At 60.5% G+C, this 15,204-nt stretch carries 15 protein-coding genes; 8 read left to right on the top strand and 7 right to left on the bottom strand.

The window, feature by feature from the left end; all coding sequences use genetic code 11:
* Nucleotides 1-28: 28 nt before the first annotated feature.
* The 6 genes from ACIOU6_RS10530 to ACIOU6_RS10505 all read right to left on the bottom strand — a co-directional run bounded on the left by ACIOU6_RS10530 (nucleotide 29) and on the right by ACIOU6_RS10505 (nucleotide 7,497).
* The gene (locus ACIOU6_RS10530; RefSeq protein ID WP_221732404.1) at nucleotides 29-1,036 is read right to left on the bottom strand and encodes a hydrolase; all 1,008 of its coding nucleotides are present in this window, start codon (nucleotides 1,034-1,036) and stop codon (nucleotides 29-31) included.
* A gap of 88 nt (nucleotides 1,037-1,124) precedes the next feature.
* Entirely contained in the window at nucleotides 1,125-2,609 is a 1,485-nt protein-coding gene (locus ACIOU6_RS10525) for a M16 family metallopeptidase (protein WP_401135946.1), read from the bottom strand.
* On the bottom strand, nucleotides 2,606-3,946 hold the full coding sequence (locus ACIOU6_RS10520; protein WP_221732402.1) for a pitrilysin family protein: 1,341 nt from the start codon (nucleotides 3,944-3,946) through the stop codon (nucleotides 2,606-2,608). Before ACIOU6_RS10520 ends, ACIOU6_RS10525 begins: the two co-directional genes overlap by 4 nt.
* 113 nt (nucleotides 3,947-4,059) lie before the next feature.
* Nucleotides 4,060-4,662 (bottom strand): 16S rRNA (guanine(966)-N(2))-methyltransferase RsmD, encoded by a 603-nt coding sequence (gene rsmD / locus ACIOU6_RS10515; RefSeq protein WP_221732401.1) that lies wholly within the window; start codon nucleotides 4,660-4,662, stop codon nucleotides 4,060-4,062.
* Nucleotides 4,662-6,149, bottom strand: a complete 1,488-nt coding sequence (locus ACIOU6_RS10510) for a pitrilysin family protein (RefSeq protein WP_221732400.1) — start codon at nucleotides 6,147-6,149, stop codon at nucleotides 4,662-4,664. Before ACIOU6_RS10510 ends, rsmD begins: the two co-directional genes overlap by 1 nt.
* Nucleotides 6,142-7,497 (bottom strand): pitrilysin family protein, encoded by a 1,356-nt coding sequence (locus ACIOU6_RS10505; RefSeq protein WP_221732399.1) that lies wholly within the window; start codon nucleotides 7,495-7,497, stop codon nucleotides 6,142-6,144. Before ACIOU6_RS10505 ends, ACIOU6_RS10510 begins: the two co-directional genes overlap by 8 nt.
* A 344-nt stretch (nucleotides 7,498-7,841) precedes the next feature.
* Between ACIOU6_RS10505 and ftsY the strand changes: the two genes are divergently transcribed.
* The 4 genes from ftsY (at nucleotide 7,842) to rpoH (ending at nucleotide 11,916) form a co-directional block, all read left to right on the top strand.
* Nucleotides 7,842-9,257, top strand: a complete 1,416-nt coding sequence (gene ftsY, locus ACIOU6_RS10500; protein ID WP_401135943.1) for a signal recognition particle-docking protein FtsY — start codon at nucleotides 7,842-7,844, stop codon at nucleotides 9,255-9,257.
* Nucleotides 9,254-9,925 carry a cell division ATP-binding protein FtsE gene (gene ftsE / locus ACIOU6_RS10495; RefSeq protein ID WP_003229148.1) on the top strand — a complete coding sequence of 224 codons (672 nt, stop codon included), beginning with the start codon at nucleotides 9,254-9,256 and terminating at the stop codon, nucleotides 9,923-9,925. Before ftsY ends, ftsE begins: the two co-directional genes overlap by 4 nt.
* Complete coding sequence (ftsX, locus tag ACIOU6_RS10490; protein WP_221732397.1) at nucleotides 9,922-10,947, top strand: permease-like cell division protein FtsX; 1,026 nt, start codon at nucleotides 9,922-9,924, stop codon at nucleotides 10,945-10,947. The genes ftsE and ftsX overlap by 4 nt, the downstream gene beginning before the upstream one ends.
* Before the next feature lie 114 nt (nucleotides 10,948-11,061).
* Nucleotides 11,062-11,916, top strand: coding sequence for an RNA polymerase sigma factor RpoH (gene rpoH, locus ACIOU6_RS10485; protein WP_003229146.1), 855 nt, complete (start codon nucleotides 11,062-11,064; stop codon nucleotides 11,914-11,916).
* Nucleotides 11,917-12,114: 198 nt separating this feature from the next.
* On the opposite strand, the gene mtgA is transcribed toward rpoH, so the two are convergent.
* Nucleotides 12,115-12,837: a monofunctional biosynthetic peptidoglycan transglycosylase gene (gene mtgA / locus ACIOU6_RS10480; protein ID WP_221732396.1), complete on the bottom strand. Its 723-nt coding sequence runs from the start codon at nucleotides 12,835-12,837 to the stop codon at nucleotides 12,115-12,117.
* A 74-nt stretch (nucleotides 12,838-12,911) separates the two neighbouring features.
* Between mtgA and ACIOU6_RS10475 the strand changes: the two genes are divergently transcribed.
* From ACIOU6_RS10475 to trmB, 4 genes are all read left to right on the top strand, one after another.
* Complete coding sequence (locus ACIOU6_RS10475; RefSeq protein ID WP_221732395.1) at nucleotides 12,912-13,292, top strand: DUF423 domain-containing protein; 381 nt, start codon at nucleotides 12,912-12,914, stop codon at nucleotides 13,290-13,292.
* A gap of 71 nt (nucleotides 13,293-13,363) precedes the next feature.
* The gene (gene thiS, locus ACIOU6_RS10470; RefSeq protein WP_167394879.1) at nucleotides 13,364-13,564 is read left to right on the top strand and encodes a sulfur carrier protein ThiS; all 201 of its coding nucleotides are present in this window, start codon (nucleotides 13,364-13,366) and stop codon (nucleotides 13,562-13,564) included.
* Nucleotides 13,565-13,624: 60 nt separating this feature from the next.
* Nucleotides 13,625-14,419: a thiazole synthase gene (locus ACIOU6_RS10465; protein ID WP_150601984.1), complete on the top strand. Its 795-nt coding sequence runs from the start codon at nucleotides 13,625-13,627 to the stop codon at nucleotides 14,417-14,419.
* Between the two features lie 9 nt (nucleotides 14,420-14,428).
* Nucleotides 14,429-15,154, top strand: a complete 726-nt coding sequence (gene trmB, locus ACIOU6_RS10460) for a tRNA (guanosine(46)-N7)-methyltransferase TrmB (protein ID WP_401135937.1) — start codon at nucleotides 14,429-14,431, stop codon at nucleotides 15,152-15,154.
* Nucleotides 15,155-15,204 lie beyond the last annotated feature (50 nt).

Genomic DNA, 15,204 nt, shown 5'->3' with positions numbered 1-15,204 from the left:
CCTTCCTTGTGGGAGCGAGCCTGATCAATCATGACGTCAGGCCCGCCAGCCACTGCGGGATGCGCCTTTCCAGATAATAGCCGGGCTGGCGTAACGAGCCATCGACGAATCCGACGTGACCGCCGCGAGCCTGCAATTGGAATTCAGTCGTCGCCGACAGTTCACTGGCTTGTGGCAGGCTGTGCGGGAACACGAACGGATCGTCCGCCGCTTGAATGATCAAGGTCGGTGTGCGGATTTCGCCGAGAAAGTAACGGCTCGACGCGCGGCGATAGTAATCCTCGGCATCGGTGAACCCGTGCAGTGGCGCGGTCACCCGGCCATCGAAATCCCAGAACGTGCGCATGTTTTCCAGCGAGCCGAGCGCCGCCAGTGCGGCCATACCGTCCTCGCGTCCGTCGTGCTGGAATTGCCTTTGCTTGTTCTTGATGTAGGCGACCATCTCGCGCATGAAGTGCGCCTGATAGACCCTGGAAAAACCCTGGCCGATACGATCGGCGCATTGGTCGAGGCGAAACGGCACCGACACGGCCACCGCACCACACACACCGCTGGTGCTGCCGGTTTCCCCGAGGTGCTTGAGCAACACATTGGCGCCCAGAGAATAACCGACCGCATACAGCGGCGCCAGTGGTCGTTTGGCGCGCAGGTGCCGAATGGTTTCGGCGAGGTCCTCGCTGGCACCGGAGTGGTAACTGCGCGGCAGCAGATTCGGTTCGCCTGAGCAGCCGCGCCAGTTCAGGGCGACACTGGCCCAGCCTTGCGCGGCGAGCGCCGCTTGAAGGCCGGCAACGTAAGGCGAGTTCGAGGAGCCTGTCAGCCCATGCAGCACTAATACCAACGGTGCTTTGGCACTGTGAGGACCGTGCCAGTCGAGGTCGAGGAAATCGCCATCTTCAAGCCACAGGCGTTCACGTTGGCGATCAAGATGGACGGTTTTACGCCACAGCGGACCCCACAGGGTTTGCAGGTGTGGATTGCCCAGGCCAAAGGCCGGGCTGAAACGAAGGGCGGGGGAAGGTGAGCGTGGTTGCACGGCAAATCTCGACTAGGTCTTGCGCAAAGCAGCAGACGCCGGTCGTCTGCTGCTTTTCAATTTAAAACCTAACTTGCCACAAAGCCTGCTACGGCGCGACACATGCACTGGAAGATGTGCCGGGCGGTGTGGCCGGCGGTGCAGGCAACGGCTGCTGATTGACGGTTGCCCCGATTGTCACCACGCGCCACTGATCGGCAGCCAGGTGTCGGTTTAGCGCCTCTTTGATTTGCTTGAGCGTCAGGCGTTGCACCTGCTGGGCGATGTAATCGATGTCGAGTGGCAGATCATGGCGATTGATGTCCACCAATTGCTTGAGTATTTGTTTGTTGCTGGCGCTGTCCAGGGCGACCATGTTGGTCACTCTAAGCTTGATTTGGTCGAGCTCTTGTTGCGTCGGGCCGTCGCGCAGATAGTCGCTGAACATTGATCGGGTCAACGTCAGAATGCCTGCGCTCAATGACGGGCTCACTTGCAGGGAAATAGTCATCAAGCCAGCGCTGGCCCAGTGACTGTTCTGCGAATGTACGTCGTATACCAGCCCGCGCCTTTCCCGTAGTTCGTTCATCAGTCGGCTGTTTGCCGTGCCACCAAAAATCAGGTTGGCCGCGTACAGCGCGGCATAGTCCGGATGCTGACGCGACACACCAAGCTGGCCCAGTATCAACGAGGTCTGGGTCAGTGGCTGTTCCTCATGGAAGGTCCGTTTGGTGCCCCGCGGTTTTAGCGCAGGCATCGGCGTAGCCCCCGTGCCCACTGGCATGACCGGTAATGCGTTGCTGACTTTCAGGCTGATGGCTTTTGCCTGGTCCAGCGTCAGGTCGCCGACCACCGTGATCTGCGCATGACTGGCGCTGTAGAAACGTTGGTGGAAGTCTTTGACTGCCTGGCGGCTCAGCGACTGCAGGCCCTGATTCGTGCCATAGAACGGCAGCGAATAGGGGCTGCCCGGGGCAAGCAATGCCTTGACTGACTGCTCGGACGAATTGCCTGCCTGCTCCGACCTGAACAGGAGGTGGTCACGCAGTTCGTTTTTTACCCTCTGTAAAGCCTCGTCGGTCAGCAACGGTTCGCCGAGTATCTGAGTAAACAGGTGCAGTGCCGGGGCGCTTTTTTGAGCATCGCTCAAGCTGCGCAACACCAGGTTGGCACGTTCGTGATCGATCGTCATTTCGAGCTGCGCACCCAGGCCGTCGAAGGTTTCGACGATGGCAGGCAAGTCTTTGCCTGGCACGCCTTCGTTAAGCATGCCAAACGTGGTGGCGGCTAGCCCCGGCGTGCCGCCGTCCCGCGCGCTGCCCGCCGCGAAGCTGACATGCAGATCGAACATCGGTAATTCCGTGGTGCGGATGAACAACACCTTGGTGCCGGTCAGGGTCTTCCAGCCCTTGATGGACAGCCCCCGTGGCGTGGCAGGATCAGAAACCGGCACCCGGAGGGACTCCAGGCGTGGCGCGGGGAAGTTTGCCGGCGCAACAATTGAAGTGTCTGCAAACGTTCGGGCGCCGCACAGACAGGCGATCAGGCCGAGACCTGACAATGCGACCCAGGTAGGCCAACGGTAATCGTTCATGGGCGGGTCTCCTTGAACACATGCGCAACACTCAGGCGTTCTCGGGTCAAAAAGGTCATGGCGGCCTGCTGTATATCAGTGGGTGTCACCTGTGCCAGCTCGTCCGCATCCTGATCCAGCAACTGCCAGGGTTGGCCGATGCTCTGCAACGCGGCCAACCCCTGGGCCTGCTGAACGATGGAGTCTTGCGCGTAGATCTGCCGGGCAATCAAATGAGTGCGGGCACGTTCCAGCTCATCGGCGGCTGGCGGGTTGGTTCGCAATTCTTCGATCAGTTGCCAGACTCGCTTTTCGGCAGCGTCAAGATCGTCAGGGTGGGCGCTGGCAAGATTGGCGGTCAGCAACATCAGGCTGTCACCGCGTGTGAGGGCGTCGTAAGAGGTAGCCACCTCGCTGAACAACTGCTCGGTAAATTGCAGGCGCTTTTGCAGGCGTGCGCTGCTGGCACCGCCCAGCAATGTGTCGATCAGGCGCAGAGCGTGCACGGATCGCCGATTTTTGGCGGTGGCCAACCCTGGCACATTAAAGGTCATGATCAGTTGGGGGGTGGGGACGGGCAGATGCAGGGTCAGTCTGCGCTCGCCTGGCTGTTTCAGCTCTGTGGGCCGTAATGCACCCGGAACGGTTCGTGCTTGCAGATGGCCAAAATAGCGCTGCGTCAGCCGCCTGACCTGATCGAGTGTCACATCGCCGACAACGACCAGCGTGGCGTTGCCGGGCGCATAGCGGGTTTCATACCAATGGCGCAGATCGCTGGCATTGAGTTGGTCCAGGTCATGCATCCAGCCAATAGTCGGCGTGCGATAGCTGCTGGCCAAATGCGTCACGGCGGTGAGACGCTCAAGTGCCAGGCCGCTGGGGTCGTCTTCGGTTCGCGAACGCCGTTCTTCGCGAATCACCGCCAGTTCCGGGGTCAGGTCTTCGTCGCGCAGGTGTGCGGTTGACATCAGATCGGCCATCAGCTCGAACGCAACACCCAGGTACCTGGGGGCCAGGGTTTGGTGATAGGCCGTGACATCTTTGCTGGTGAAAGCGTTTTCCCGGGCGCCGAGCGATTGCAGAATCGCCGTGGCCTCGCCGGCGCAAGTCTTGCTGCTGCCTTTGTAGAGCATGTGTTCGAGCGTGTGGGAGAGCCCGCTCTGGCCCGGTGCTTCGTCGGCGGAACCGACTTTGAACCAGAGTTGTGAGGTCACCAGCGGCGCGCGATGATCTTCGCGCACGAGCACCTTCAGGCCATTGTCCAGACTGAAGTGGTGAGTCGGTGGGGGCGGGGCGGCCAGGGACATCAGGGGCGCCAGGCAAAGAAAGAGCAGCATCCGGCTGCAAAATGTGTCCATACGTGAATCGTCCTCAGTGGTTAACGCAGATTGCGGCAACCACTGTGGCGAGATTCGGAGGGGGCAGTGCGGTAACTATTTATCGCTGATCAGCTAACGCATGATGCTTGTGATCAGGCGCTGCGTTGCCACAGCGCGTAATAAACACGGCCGGATTTCTGCTCGCGGTGCAGACGCCAGTTGGCCGGCAGGCCGAGGGTCGACGGCGCCGTTTCGCTTTCGGTGTACACCCAGGCGTCGTCGGCCAGCCACTGACGCTCTTCCAGCAGCGTGCAGACGGCGGGCAGCAGGTTCTGATTGAACGGCGGGTCGAGGAATACCAGGTCGAAAGCGCTGGCGGTCTGGGTTTCCAGATAACGCAGGGCGTCGGCCGTCTGCACCTGTCCGTTGGTGCAGCGCAGGGTGCCGAGGTGTTCTTTCAGGCTCGACACCGCGATATTGCTCGCATCCAGCGCCTGACCCATGGCGGCGCCACGGGACAGGGCTTCGAGAAACAGCGCGCCACTGCCGGCGAACGGGTCGAGGACCTTGGCCCCCTCCACATAGGGCGCCAGCCAGTTGAACAACGTTTCACGCACGCGATCCGGCGTCGGGCGCAGGCCTGGCGCGTCGGGAAAGCTCAGCTTGCGGCTGCGCCACTGGCCGCCAATGATGCGTAGCTGGTTCACACCGTTGTGGACGTTGTGGGCGGGTTTTTTAGGTGCTCGAGTAGCCATTAATGCTCCGGAACCCCGAGCGGTTGCTCGGCAGGTTTATCAGAAGGGGCCGGTAACGGCTTTTGCGGCACGGTCGGGCCAGCGGTAACGATGACCATTTTATCCGTGCTCAGGTGTTTGTTCAGGGCGTCGCGCACTTGCTCCACCGTCAGGCTCTGCGACTGACGCATGAAGTCGTCGAGATAGCTCAGCGGCAGATTATAGAAGCCCATCGCGCCGAGTTGGCCGACGATATCGGCGTTGCTTGCGGTGGACAGCGGGAAGCTGCCGGCCAGTTCGCGTTTGGCGTCGTCGAGCTCTTTTTGGGTCGGGCCGGTTTTCAGATAGTCGGCGAGTACGTCCTGCACCAGTTTCAGGGTGCCTTCGCTCATTTCTGCGCGGGTCTGCAGGTTGATCATGAACGGGCCACGGGCCTGCATCGGGCTAAAACCCGAGTAAACGCCATAAGTCAGGCCACGTTTCTCGCGGACTTCACTCATCAATCGAGTACCGAAACCACCCCCGCCGAGGATCTGATTGCCCATCGACAGCGCCGCGTAGTCCGGGTCGTCACGGTCGATGCCCAGTTGCGCGAGCATCAGGTTGGTTTGCTTGGACGGGAACTCGATGTGGCTGATGCTGGCCTTCGGTTCCTGCGGCTGAGCGATTTTCGCCAGCGCCGGGCCTTTGGGCAGGGCGGCGCTAACCTGATTGGCAATGGCCTCGGCGTCAGCGCGGGACAAGTCCCCGACCAGCGCGATCACCACGTTGCCAGCGGCGTAGGCCTTGGCATGGAATTCACGCAATTGCGCGAGGGTGATCTGCGGGACGCTCTGCGCATTGCCGTCGCTCGAATGAGCGTACGGGTGATCGCCGTATAGACGCTTCATCAGTTCCAGGCTGGCGAGTTTGCCGGGGTTTTGTTTCTGGTACTCGAAACCGGCGAGCATCTGGTTTTTGATGCGCGCGAACGAATCGGCAGGGAAGGTCGGCTTGCCCACTACTTGCGAGAACAGCTTCAGGGCCGGCTCGCGCTTGTCGGCAGCACTCAGGCTGCGCAACGAGGCCAGCGCCATGTCCTTGAAGGCGCCGTTGCCGAAATCAGCCCCCAGGCCTTCAAAGCCTTGCGCAATGGCGCCGACGTCTTTGCCGGCGACACCTTCATTGAGCATTGCGTTGGTCAGCACCGCCAAACCTGGTGCGTTGCCGTCCTGGCTGCTGCCAGCGGCGAAGATCAGGCGCATGTCGAACATCGGCAGTTCATGCGCCTCGACGAACAGAACCTTGGCGCCTTCGACGGTGTTCCAGGTCTGCACGTCGAGTTTGCGGCTGGCCGGGGCCTTGCCGTCGAGTTCGGCCAGCGATTGCAGTTTCTGGCTGGACTTGGCGCTGTCCAGCGCCTCGCTGGCGTTGGTTTTGGCGCCTGGCGCCAGATAAAGCACAGCAGCGCCGATGACTGTCACGGCGATCAGACCGAGCAGTAGGCGGGGGGATTTGCGCTCACTCATGAGTCGTCTCCAGAGGCAGGACGTGGGCGACGCTGAGACGTTCGCGGGTGAAATACATTTTGGCGGCGTTCTGGATGTCTTGCGGGGTCACGCTCTCCAGGTCGGCGAGTTCAGTGTCCATCAGTTTCCACGACAGACCGACCGTCTCAAGCTGGCCGATAGCGGTGGCCTGGCTGGTGATCGAATCACGCTCGTAGACCAGACCGGCAATCACCTGCGCACGCACGCGTTCCAGTTCTTCGGCGGTCGGCGCGGTGGTTTTCAGTTGTTCCAGCAATTTCCAGAGACCGGCCTCGGCTTGGGCGATGGTTTTTTTCTTCTGGGTGTTCGGCGTGGCCGACAAGGTGAACAGGCTATCGCCGCGGGTGTAGGCGTCGTAGCTCGACGACCCGCCGGACACCAACTCTTCACCGCGCTCCAGTTGCGTTGGAATGCGCCCACTGTAACCGCCGTCAAGCAGCGCCGAGATCAGGCGCAGGGCATTGACCGAGCGTTTGTCTTCGGCGGTGGCAATGCTCGGCACGTTGAAACCGAGCATCAGACTAGGCAGTTGGGTCTGCACATGCAGGGTGATCTGGCGTTCGCCGGGTTCTGCCAGTTCCAGCGGTTTTTTCGCCGGTGGCACGTCGCGCTTGGCGATTGGCCCGAAGTAGCGCTGAGCGAGGGTTTTCACTTCGTCAGGGGTGACGTCACCGACCACCACCAGCGTGGCGTTGTTCGGCACGTACCAGGATTGGTACCAGTGACGCAGCTCTTCGACCTTCATCCGGTCCAGATCAGCCATCCAGCCGATGGTCGGCGTGTGATAACCGCTGGCCGGGTAAGCCATCGCCTTGTAGCGCTCGTAAGCCTTGGACATCGGCTTGTCATCGGTGCGCAGGCGGCGCTCTTCCTTGATGACTTCGATTTCCTTGGCGAACTCGTCGGCCGGCAGGCGCAAGTTGGCCATGCGGTCGGCTTCCAGCTCAAAGGCGACGCCCAGACGATCGCGGGCCAACACTTGGTAATAAGCGGTGAAGTCGTCGCTGGTGAACGCGTTCTCTTCGGCGCCGAGGTCGCGCAGGATCAGCGAGGCTTCGCCGGGGCCGACTTTCTCACTGCCCTTGAACATCATGTGCTCAAGGGCGTGGGACAGACCGGTCTGGCCCGGGGTTTCGTAGCTGGAACCCACCTTGTACCAGACCTGCGACACCACTACCGGCGCGCGATGGTCTTCGCGAACGACGACCTTGAGGCCGTTGTCGAGGGTGAATTCGTGGGTCGGTTGCGGGTCGGCCGCCAGGGCCGAAAGAGGCAGGCAGACTGTGCTGAGCAGCAGGCCAGCAGCGCGGCGGGCTAGAGCATTCATTCGTTTTTTAACCTGTTGGGCTGCCCGCTTGGTCTTAGCCTAGGCGGGCGAGGAGGTGCTAGGATACTGATCCGTTTTACCGGCGACCACGCCTATCAGGTTTTCAGGCCTGATCCGGCTGTATGGGTTTGCGGCAGAAAGCTGCGGTGTATCGACTAAACTACGCTTTTTCGCCGATTTTGCCGGTTTAGTCCTTCGTTAATACGATTCTTTGAGGTGCCGCTGGTGCCTCGACAAAATGTTGCGCGTGAACGAGCTGGGTGAAACACAGTCTGTTCTGCATCGAATATTTATTTGCCGGGGCGCCCTTATGGCGCGTCGCTACTGTGAGATAGCCGTCCTCCATGTTTGGTTCCAACGACGACAAGAAGACCCCAGCTGCGGCTGGCGAGAAGAAAAGCCTGTTCGGATGGCTGCGTAAAAAACCGCAGGAACCCGTCGTCGAACAGCCGCCCGCGATTCCTGAACCGGTCCCCGCACCCGCTCCTGTAATAGAAGAAGAGCCGGCGCCGACCATTCTGCCGATTGCCGAGCCAGTGTTACAACCGGCGGCCGAGCCAGAGCCAGAGCCGGAGGTGGTTGCCGAGTTGCCGCTGACCCCGGTTGCAGAGCCGTGGCTCACCTTGCCAGTGGCCGAAGAGCCGGTGGCGCTGGTGGAAGAAGCCGCCCCCCACGTCACGCCGCCAATTCCTGCGCCTGTTGCGCCCGTGGTTGTTGAGTCAGTGGCTCCAGTCGTCCAGCCACCAGAGCCGGAACCCGCGCCAATCGTTGCGGCGGACGCTGCGCCCGCGCCAGTGTCCGCCGAAGCCCCGCGCACCGAAGAAACCAAAGCCGGCTTCTTCGCCCGTCTCAAACAAGGCTTGTCGAAGACCAGCGCCAGCATCGGCGAGGGCATGGCCAGCCTGTTTCTCGGCAGGAAGACCATCGATGACGAGCTGCTCGATGACCTCGAAACCCGTCTGCTGACGGCCGACGTTGGTGTCGAAGCCACTACGGCGATCATTCAACGCCTGACCCAGAAGGTCGCGCGCAAAGAGTTGGCCGATGCCGACGCGTTGTACAAGTCTTTGCAGGCTGAACTGGCTGCGATGCTCAAACCGGTCGAGCAGCCGCTGAAGATCGTTTCGCAAAACAAGCCGTTCGTGATTCTGGTGGTCGGCGTCAACGGCGCTGGCAAGACCACGACCATCGGCAAACTGGCGAAGAAGCTGCAACTGGAAGGCAAGAAAGTCATGCTCGCCGCCGGTGACACCTTCCGCGCCGCCGCTGTGGAACAATTGCAGGTTTGGGGCGAGCGTAACAAGATCCCGGTGATCGCTCAGCACACCGGCGCCGACTCGGCTTCGGTGATCTTCGACGCCGTGCAAGCCGCCAAGGCCCGTGGCATCGACGTGCTGATCGCTGACACCGCCGGGCGTCTGCACACCAAAGACAACTTGATGGAAGAGCTGAAAAAGGTTCGCCGGGTTATCGGCAAGCTCGACGCCGACGCCCCGCACGAAGTGCTGCTGGTGCTTGACGCCGGTACCGGCCAGAACGCCATCAACCAGGCCAAGCAATTCAACCAGACCGTCACACTGACTGGCCTGGCGCTGACCAAACTCGACGGCACCGCCAAGGGCGGGGTGATTTTTGCCTTGGCCAAGCAGTTTGGTCTGCCGATCCGCTACATCGGCGTCGGTGAAGGCATCGACGACTTGCGTACCTTTGAAGCCGAACCCTTTGTCCAGGCACTGTTTGCCGAGCGGGAGCGTTCATGATTCGTTTCGAACAGGTCGGTAAACGCTATCCGAACGGTCACGTCGGCTTGCATGAGCTGAGCTTTCGAGTCCGTCGTGGCGAGTTCTTGTTTGTCACCGGCCATTCCGGCGCAGGCAAATCCACCTTGTTGCGCTTGTTGCTGGCGATGGAGCGTCCAACCAGCGGCAAGTTGCTGCTGGCCGGGCAAGACCTGAGCACCATCAGCAACGCGCAGATTCCGTTCCTGCGCCGGCAGATCGGCGTGGTGTTCCAGAATCACCAGTTGCTGTTTGATCGCACCGTTTTCAACAATGTCGCGTTGCCGCTGCAGATTCTCGGGCTGTCCAAGGCCGAAATCGCCAAGCGGGTCGACTCGGCGCTGGAGCGCGTGGCGCTGTCGGATAAAACCGATCTGTACCCGGGCGACCTGTCCACCGGTCAGCAGCAGCGCGTCGGCATCGCCCGCGCCATCGTTCACCGCCCAGCGTTACTGCTGGCGGACGAACCGACCGGTAACCTCGACCCGCGCCTGGCGGCCGAGATCATGGGCGTGTTCGAAGATATCAATCGTCTGGGCACCAGCGTGCTGATCGCCAGTCACGACCTGGCGCTGATCGCGCGCATGCGTCACCGCATGTTGACCCTGCAACGTGGCCGATTGATCGGCGACGGGGAGGCCGGCGTATGAGTGCGACTCGCAGTCCGAAGGTTTCCGAGCGCGTGGCCCCGAAAGCCGCCGATCCGCAACCGCCAAAAAAGAAAAAGCACGACGATGATGACGGCCCGGACTTCGCCACGTTGTTTCGCGCCTGGGTCGAAAGCCACCGTGCCAGTCTGCTCGACAGTTTGCGTCGTCTGGGCAAGCAGCCGATCGGCAGTTTTTTCACCTGCATGGTGATGGCCGTGGCGCTGAGCCTGCCGATGGGCCTGTCGTTGTTGCTTAATAACGTTGAGCGTCTTGGCGGTTCGTGGCAGCGTGCGGCGCAGATCTCGCTGTACCTGCAACTCGATGCCAGCCCAGAGCAGGGCGAGTCGCTGCGCGAGCAGATCAAAGCCATGCCCGGTGTAGCTGATGCTGAATATGTCGGCCGTGATCAGGCGCTGGAAGAGTTCCAGCAGCAGTCGGGATTGGGCGAAGCCCTGCGTGAGCTGCCCGAAAACCCACTCCCGGGCGTAGTGCTGGTGACACCGGACGAGGTCGATAAAGCGACGCTGGAAGCATTAAGACAAAAACTTTCCGAACTGCCCAAGGTACAACAGGCGCAACTTGATCTAGTCTGGGTCGAGCGTCTGGCCGCCATCCTCAAGCTCGGCGATCGTTTTGTCTTCGGCCTGACGGTGCTTTTGGTGTCTGCATTACTTTTGGTGATAGGCAATACCATTCGTCTTCATATTGAAAACCGCCGCACCGAGATAGAAGTGATTAAACTCGTCGGCGGCACTGACAGCTATGTTCGCCGTCCTTTCCTTTATATGGGCGCGCTGTATGGCTTCGGTGCGGGGCTGTTGTCCTGGGGAGTATTGGCGTTCGGCCTGAACTGGCTGAACGATGCGGTGGTTGGACTGGCCGGCTTGTACGGCAGTGATTTCGCACTGGCCGGAGTGCCAGTTGCCGACGGTCTGTCGCTCTTGCTTGGCGCGGTGCTGTTGGGTTATATCGGTGCATGGATTGCAGTAGCACGCCATCTCAGGGAGCTGGCGCCGAAGTAGAATCTTTTTGCGCGTGATTGGCCTTACGGTTTTTTTGGGAACTTGTACTTGAGTTCCCGGTCAATTTTTCGCAGTGCTGAAAGGCACGAGTATGTAAGTCGGAGGTTTTTTCGTATGACCAATTCTTTGCAACCTGCGTACGCGTTGGTTCCAGGTGCGAACCTGGAAGCCTATGTGCACACCGTCAACAGCATTCCATTGCTGACGCCGGAGCAGGAGCGTGAACTGGCCGAGAGTCTCTACTATGAGCAGGATTTGGGGGCGGCTCGGCAGATGGTGCTCGCCCACCTGCGTTTTGTCGTACACATTGCCCGTAGCTATTCCGGCTACGGTCTGGCTCAGGCTGACCTGATCCAGGAAGGTAACGTCGGCCTGATGAAGGCCGTAAAACGTTTCAACCCGGAAATGGGTGTGCGCCTGGTGTCGTTCGCTGTGCACTGGATCAAGGCGGAAATTCACGAGTTCATCCTGCGCAACTGGCGCATTGTGAAAGTCGCGACCACCAAGGCCCAGCGCAAGCTGTTCTTCAACCTGCGCAGCCAGAAGAAACGTCTGGCGTGGCTGAACAACGAGGAAGTCCACCGTGTGGCGGAAAGCCTCGGCGTCGAGCCGCGGGAAGTGCGAGAGATGGAAAGTCGCCTGACCGGCCATGACATGGCTTTCGACCCGGCTGCCGAAGCCGACGATGACAGCGCTTTCCAGTCGCCTGCCAATTATCTGGAAGACCACCGGTACGACCCGGCGCGTCAACTGGAAGATGCTGACTGGAGCGACAACTCCAACCACAACCTGCACGAAGCGCTGGAAGTGCTGGACGAACGTAGCCGTGACATCCTTTACCAGCGTTGGCTGGCAGAAGAAAAAGCCACGCTGCACGACCTGGCGCAGAAGTACAACGTGTCGGCCGAGCGTATCCGTCAGCTTGAAAAAAGCGCGATGAACAAGCTCAAGTTGTCGATTGCCGCGTAACCGGCATCCAGGCCATAAAAAACGCCCCGATCAGTAATGGTCGGGGCGTTTTTTATGGTTCAGTGCAAACCCAAATGTGGGAGCGGGGCTTGCTCGCGAAAGCGTTAGATCATTGAACATTGATGTTGTCTGACTCGACGCCTTCGCGGGCAAGCCCGGCTCCCACAGGAGGCTTCAGGGCTGTAAGACGGCGTTTCGTTATTCGGACCAAGGCGCCCGACGTGAATCATTGAGCCCGAGCAGATAGCCCGTCCCGCCCAACTGCCTCATCTGCTGGCGAATCCATCCCGCTCGCCGCGAGACATACGCGGTCGGATGGCTTGCGCTCCAAACCCGTGGGTTCGGCAATACCGCTGCCAGATAACTTGCCTGCTGGCGGGACAGCGACTTGGCGCTCACACCAAAGTGATGACGGGCCGCTGCTTCGGCACCAAACACACCGTCATCCCACTCGACGCTGTTCAGATACACCTCAAGAATCCGCTGCTTGGGCCAGAACACCTCGATCAGCGCGGTAAACCACGCTTCCAGGCCTTTACGCAGATAGCTGCGGCCGGACCACAGAAACAGATTTTTCGAGACTTGCTGGCTCAAAGTGCTTGCGCCACGGATCGAGCCGCCGAGTTCGTTATGGGCCAGCGCGGCCTGAATGGCGCCAAAGTCAAAACCCCAGTGCTCGGGAAACTTCTGATCCTCACCGGCCATGACCGCCACTTTAAGATCGTCGGAAATCTCGTTCCACGGCTTCCAGGTGCGTTGCAGGTCGATGGGTTCGCCGTCGACCCAGGATTGGATCTTGCGCTCGACCATCAGCGCCGTTCCCGGCGGCGGCACGAAGCGAAAAACCAGCACCAGCAAGATGCTGCCACCCGCGAACCAGAGCAGGGCTTTCGTGAGTCGACGGAAAATTGAACGCAGCATAGAGATGGCTTGGCCGAACCGGTGGAGCGGGCCATTATACAGACCCTGTCGATCGAGTCTGAATGGAGTTCCCAATGTTGCGTGGCTTTCTGATGCTGGCCGCTTTCTTTGGTTTTACTGGTGTTGCTTTGGGGGCGTTCGCCGCTCATGGCCTGAAAAGCCGCCTGACGCCCGAGTACCTTGCGATTTTCCACACAGGCGTCACCTATCAACTGGTGCATACCTTGGCGCTGTTTGGTGTTGCGCTGCTGGCCACGCAGATTCAGGGGCGACTGGTGACCTGGGCTGGCGTTTCGTTCGCTGTCGGTATCGTGTTGTTCTCCGGCAGTCTCTACGTGCTGACTACCGCCGGCATCAGCAAGCTCGGCATCATCACCCCGTTCGGCGGCCTCGCGTTTCTGGTCGGTTGGTTATGTCTGGGGCTCGCCGCCTGGCGCTTGCAGCTAACCGCTTGACGCTTGGTGCTGACCTTTAGGTCATGATCGGGCTAGAATGCCAGCCCCTAAAAATGATGGCGGCGTTACGCATGCGCATTCAGTTGAACGGCGAATCCCTTGAACTGCCCGACGGTGAAACCGTTGCGGCCCTGCTGACCCGTCTGGATCTGACCGGACGCCGGGTAGCAGTCGAACTCAATCTGGATATCGTCCCGCGCAGCCAGCATGCCGACACCACGCTCAACGACGGCGATAACGTCGAAGTTGTGCACGCTATCGGCGGCGGCTAATCGTCCGGTTCGCAAGGCCACAGAATTCTGCAAGACCCTCACCCCTAAAGAGGATTCCCAATGAGCATCGTTCGCAGCGACAAGCCTTTTGTTCTGGCCGGTCGTACTTACCAGTCGCGCTTGCTGGTGGGTACCGGCAAGTACCGTGACATGGACGAAACCCGCCAGGCCATCGAAGCCTCGGGTGCCGAGATCGTCACCTTCGCTGTGCGCCGTACCAACCTCGGCCAGATCGAAGGCGAGCCGAACCTGCTCGACGTGCTGTCGCCGGATCGCTACACCTTTCTGCCGAACACCGCCGGTTGCTACGACGCGATAGAAGCCGTGCGTACATGCCGCTTGGCGCGCGAGCTGCTCGATGGCCACAATCTGGTGAAGCTGGAAGTGCTGGCTGACCAGAAGACGCTGTTCCCCAACGTGATCGAAACCCTCAAGGCCGCCGAAACGCTGGTCAAGGAAGGTTTCGACGTGATGGTTTACACCAGTGATGACCCGATCATCGCCCGGCAACTGGCAGAAATCGGTTGCATCGCGGTCATGCCGCTTGCCGGCCTGATCGGTTCCGGTCTGGGCATCTGCAACCCTTACAACCTGCAGATCATCCTCGAAGAAGCGAAAATCCCTGTGTTGGTCGATGCCGGTGTCGGCACTGCTTCCGACGCCACCATCGCCATGGAACTGGGCTGCGATGCCGTGCTGATGAACTCGGCCATCGCCCATGCCGGGCAACCAGTAATGATGGCGCAAGCCATGCAACACGCGATCGTCGCGGGCCGTCTGGCCTACCTCGCCGGCCGCATGCCGAAAAAACTCTATGCCAGCGCCTCCTCGCCGCTGGATGGTCTGATCAAGTAAGAGCCATTGATGACTGAATCGAACGACACGCCTATCCAGACGGAAGAAGGCGACGAGCGCCAACACCGCCGCATCAAGAGCTTCGTGATGCGCGCCGGGCGCATGACCGAAGGCCAGCAACGCGGTCTGGATCAGGGCGCGCCGCTGTACGTGCTGCCGCTGGCCGACGCGCCGGTGGATTACGATCAAGTGTTCGGCCGTTCGGCACCGCGCTCGCTGGAGATCGGTTTCGGCATGGGCCACTCGCTGCTGGAAATGGCGGCGGCTGCACCGGAGCAGGATTTCATCGGCGTTGAAGTTCACCGTCCGGGTGTCGGCGCACTGCTCAATGGCGTGCTGACCCAGGGCCTGACCAACCTGCGCGTCTACGATTGCGACGCAATTGAAGTGCTCAACCGCTGCATCGCCGACAACAGCCTTGATCGCCTGATGCTGTTTTTCCCGGACCCGTGGCACAAGAGCCGTCACCACAAGCGTCGTATCGTTCAGGCGTCGTTCGCTGAACTGGTACGCAGCAAGTTGAAGGTCGGCGGCATTCTGCACATGGCCACCGACTGGGAACCGTATGCCGAGTACATGCTGGAAGTGATGAACGTCGCCCCGGGCTACCGCAACCTTGCCGAAGACGGCCAATGCGTGCCGCGTCCGGCCGAACGCCCGATCACCAAGTTCGAGCGCCGCGGCGAACGTCTTGGCCATGGCGTTTGGGATCTGAAGTTCGAAAAAATCGCTTAACCATCACGCAAAACCCAATGTGGGAGCGGGCTTGCTCGCGAAGGCGTCGT

The sequence above is a fragment of the Pseudomonas sp. NPDC087615 genome, assembly GCF_044743445.1.
GTDB classification, from domain to species: Bacteria; Pseudomonadota; Gammaproteobacteria; order Pseudomonadales; family Pseudomonadaceae; genus Aquipseudomonas; species Aquipseudomonas baetica_A.
The sequence above is the reverse complement of the archived record's forward strand: the minus strand, read 5'-3'. Positions and strand labels throughout refer to the sequence as shown.

What these genes read in the sequence shown, in the direction of transcription:
- ACIOU6_RS10465 (WP_150601984.1), top strand. Translation starts at nt 13,625, where the DNA reads ATGAGCATCGTTCGCAGCGACAAGCCTTTTGTTCTGGCCGGTCGTACT.
- ftsY (WP_401135943.1), top strand. Translation starts at nt 7,842, where the DNA reads ATGTTTGGTTCCAACGACGACAAGAAGACCCCAGCTGCGGCTGGCGAG.
- ACIOU6_RS10520 (WP_221732402.1), bottom strand. Translation starts at nt 3,946, where the DNA reads ATGGACACATTTTGCAGCCGGATGCTGCTCTTTCTTTGCCTGGCGCCC.
- ACIOU6_RS10525 (WP_401135946.1), bottom strand. Translation starts at nt 2,609, where the DNA reads ATGAACGATTACCGTTGGCCTACCTGGGTCGCATTGTCAGGTCTCGGC.
- rpoH (WP_003229146.1), top strand. Translation starts at nt 11,062, where the DNA reads ATGACCAATTCTTTGCAACCTGCGTACGCGTTGGTTCCAGGTGCGAAC.
- trmB (WP_401135937.1), top strand. Translation starts at nt 14,429, where the DNA reads ATGACTGAATCGAACGACACGCCTATCCAGACGGAAGAAGGCGACGAG.
- mtgA (WP_221732396.1), bottom strand. Translation starts at nt 12,837, where the DNA reads ATGCTGCGTTCAATTTTCCGTCGACTCACGAAAGCCCTGCTCTGGTTC.
- rsmD (WP_221732401.1), bottom strand. Translation starts at nt 4,662, where the DNA reads ATGGCTACTCGAGCACCTAAAAAACCCGCCCACAACGTCCACAACGGT.
- thiS (WP_167394879.1), top strand. Translation starts at nt 13,364, where the DNA reads ATGCGCATTCAGTTGAACGGCGAATCCCTTGAACTGCCCGACGGTGAA.
- ACIOU6_RS10505 (WP_221732399.1), bottom strand. Translation starts at nt 7,497, where the DNA reads ATGAATGCTCTAGCCCGCCGCGCTGCTGGCCTGCTGCTCAGCACAGTC.
- ftsE (WP_003229148.1), top strand. Translation starts at nt 9,254, where the DNA reads ATGATTCGTTTCGAACAGGTCGGTAAACGCTATCCGAACGGTCACGTC.
- ACIOU6_RS10510 (WP_221732400.1), bottom strand. Translation starts at nt 6,149, where the DNA reads ATGAGTGAGCGCAAATCCCCCCGCCTACTGCTCGGTCTGATCGCCGTG.
- ACIOU6_RS10475 (WP_221732395.1), top strand. Translation starts at nt 12,912, where the DNA reads ATGTTGCGTGGCTTTCTGATGCTGGCCGCTTTCTTTGGTTTTACTGGT.
- ftsX (WP_221732397.1), top strand. Translation starts at nt 9,922, where the DNA reads ATGAGTGCGACTCGCAGTCCGAAGGTTTCCGAGCGCGTGGCCCCGAAA.